Source organism: Bradyrhizobium sp. STM 3809 (assembly GCF_000239795.1).
In the GTDB taxonomy this organism is placed as follows: domain Bacteria; phylum Pseudomonadota; class Alphaproteobacteria; order Rhizobiales; family Xanthobacteraceae; genus Bradyrhizobium.
On the sequence record NZ_CAFJ01000539.1, the window covers coordinates 1 to 2279 of the forward strand.

4 protein-coding genes are annotated in these 2279 nt (G+C 66.4%); 2 read left to right on the plus strand and 2 right to left on the minus strand.

What is annotated here, in order from left to right:
- Positions 1-201: 201 nt before the first annotated feature.
- Together BRAS3809_RS24750 and BRAS3809_RS24755 are read left to right on the plus strand one after the other, a co-directional pair.
- The gene (locus tag BRAS3809_RS24750; protein WP_008964768.1) at positions 202-996 is read left to right on the plus strand and encodes an SDR family NAD(P)-dependent oxidoreductase; all 795 of its coding nucleotides are present in this window, start codon (positions 202-204) and stop codon (positions 994-996) included.
- A gap of 4 nt (positions 997-1000) precedes the next feature.
- Positions 1001-1447, plus strand: coding sequence for a hypothetical protein (locus BRAS3809_RS24755; RefSeq protein ID WP_008964769.1), 447 nt, complete (start codon positions 1001-1003; stop codon positions 1445-1447).
- Positions 1448-1452: 5 nt separating this feature from the next.
- On the opposite strand, the gene BRAS3809_RS24760 is transcribed toward BRAS3809_RS24755, so the two are convergent.
- Together BRAS3809_RS24760 and BRAS3809_RS24765 are read right to left on the minus strand one after the other, a co-directional pair.
- Positions 1453-1872 (minus strand): VOC family protein, encoded by a 420-nt coding sequence (locus tag BRAS3809_RS24760; protein ID WP_008964770.1) that lies wholly within the window; start codon positions 1870-1872, stop codon positions 1453-1455.
- Between the two features lie 30 nt (positions 1873-1902).
- Complete coding sequence (locus tag BRAS3809_RS24765) at positions 1903-2271, minus strand: DoxX family protein (protein WP_008964771.1); 369 nt, start codon at positions 2269-2271, stop codon at positions 1903-1905.
- Positions 2272-2279 lie beyond the last annotated feature (8 nt).

Below are 2279 nucleotides of genomic sequence, written 5' to 3' on the forward strand. Positions count from 1 at the left end.
CGCCGCGAGAACGCGAACTGATGCGCCTGTTACTACCCTTGGCTGTTTGACAACGACTGCGCTTCGCTGCGCTATTCCGCCGCGGAGTTCGATTGACCGCACACTGACAAATGTGACGGCCTTCACAGCTGCTGCGCGCAGCCCGTGTTAGGACGCAACGCAGAGCAAGAGCCGGAACGCCGGCCCGAGGAGCCGAAAATCGTGACGGAATCACCCGAGCTCACCGAGAAGGTCGCCCTGATCACCGGCGCCGCGCGCGGTATCGGGCTCGCGACCGCCAAGCGCTTTCTTCACGAAGGTTGGCGCGTGGCCCTGCTCGACATCGAAGCCAAGCTGTTAACCGATGCGACTGCTGCGCTCAAATCTCCCGATCGCACGCTGGCGCTGCATTGCGATGTCTCCGATGCCGCCATGGTGGCGGATGCGCTGGAGCGCATCGCCAAGCGGTTCGGCCGGCTCGATGCGCTGGTGAACAATGCCGGGGTCGCGCGGTTCGCGCCGATCATGGAAACCAGCGAGACCGACTGGCAGCGCATCCTCGACGTGAACCTGACCGGACCGTTCCTTTGCACCCGCGCCGCGGTGCCGCTGATGCGCGAATATGGCGGCGCGATCGTCAACATCACCTCGATCTCGGCGGTGCGCGCTTCGACGCTGCGGTCCGCCTACGGCACCAGCAAGGCGGCGCTGGCGCACCTCACCAAGCAGCTCGCCGTCGAGCTCGCCTCGGCCGGCATCCGCGTCAACGCCGTGGCGCCCGGCCCGGTTGAGACCGCGATGGCCAAGGCCGTGCACACGCCGGAGATCCGCGCCGACTATCACGACGCCATCCCGCTCAATCGCTACGGGCTTGAAGAGGAGCTGGCGGAGGCCATCTTCTTCCTGAGCTCGGAGCGGTCGAGCTACATCACGGGCCAGGTGCTCGCCGTGGACGGCGGCTTCGATGCTGCCGGAATCGGTTTGCCGACGTTGCGCGGCCAACGCAGGAACGCATGAGACGATGCCGAGCCGGATGCGGATCATCCTGACCTTGCTGCTCGCGGTGGTGCTGTGGGGCATCGCCACGATGCTGGCACGGGCCGATGTCCGGATCATCTCCTCGCCCGGCGGCGAGGTCGGCCCGTTCCTCGATCTGTTCGAGAAGGTGCGCGCCTCCGGCGAGCGCGTCATCATCGATGGCCCCTGCCTGTCGGCCTGCACGCTGGTGCTGAGCCTGGTGCCCGAGGAGCGCATCTGCGTGACGCGGCGCGCCGTGCTCGGCTTCCACGCCGCCCGCTCGGTCGACCGCCGCGGCCGCAGCTATGCCGAGCCCGAGGCCTCCAAGCTGGTGCTGCAGACCTATCCCGCGCCGGTGCGCGGCTGGATCATCCGCCGCGGCGGATTGACGTCGCGGCTCCTGGTACTACGCGGGCGCGAACTCAAGGCGATGTACGCGCCCTGCCGCTAGCGGCGTTACGCCGCGTAGCCGTCGGCGGGCGAATTGATCATCCAGGGGATGCCGAAGCGATCGACGCCCATGCCGAAGCCCTTGGACCAGAACGTCCGGCCGAACGGCATGGTGACGGTGCCGCCAGCGATCAGCGCATTGAACTTGCGCTCGGCCTCGGCGGGATCGTTGATCTGCAGCGAGACCGAAATGCCGTTCGGCTTGCCCTGGTAGTATTCGGGCGGCGAGTCGGAGGCCATGATGACATCGCCCGAGATCGAGAACCGGACGTGCATGATCCTGTCCCTGTGCTCCGGCGCACAGGGCATCTCCGGCGGAGCTTCGCCATAGCGCATCATCATGTCGACCTTGGCGCCGAGCACTTCGCCATAATGCTGGAGCGCCTGCGCGCAATCGCCGTTGAAAGTGAGATAGGGGCAGATCATGTCATCCTCCTTGGTTGGAAATGTCAGGCGTCAGCGCAACGGCAGCAGCGCGCGCAGGCGGCGGTCGCGCAGCCACAATCCGCCCCACACCATCAGCCCGAGATAGAGGCCGAACAGCACGTGGCTGAACAGCGGACTGCCGATGCGGACATGCGAGGCGATCGCGCCGCCGAGATAGCCGGTGAGCAGGATCGCGCCCAGCAGCGAGGTCGCCGGCAGCGCATAGAGCAAGGTGCAGAGCAGCGTGATCAGCCCGAGCATGCGTGCCATCGCATCGCTGCCACCATAGCCCATCTGATCCATCGTCTGCGTGACGACCGGAAGCGGGATGAGCTTGATCGTGCCGTCGAACAGCAGGAACAGGATCACCAGCGCGCTCAGGATGCGTCCGCCCCACAATTCGGCGC

Bases quoted from the DNA above. Each gene is read 5' to 3' on its own strand.
- BRAS3809_RS24755 (WP_008964769.1), top strand. From the start codon at position 1,001: ATGCCGAGCCGGATGCGGATCATCCTGACCTTGCTGCTCGCGGTGGTG.
- BRAS3809_RS24760 (WP_008964770.1), bottom strand. From the start codon at position 1,872: ATGATCTGCCCCTATCTCACTTTCAACGGCGATTGCGCGCAGGCGCTC.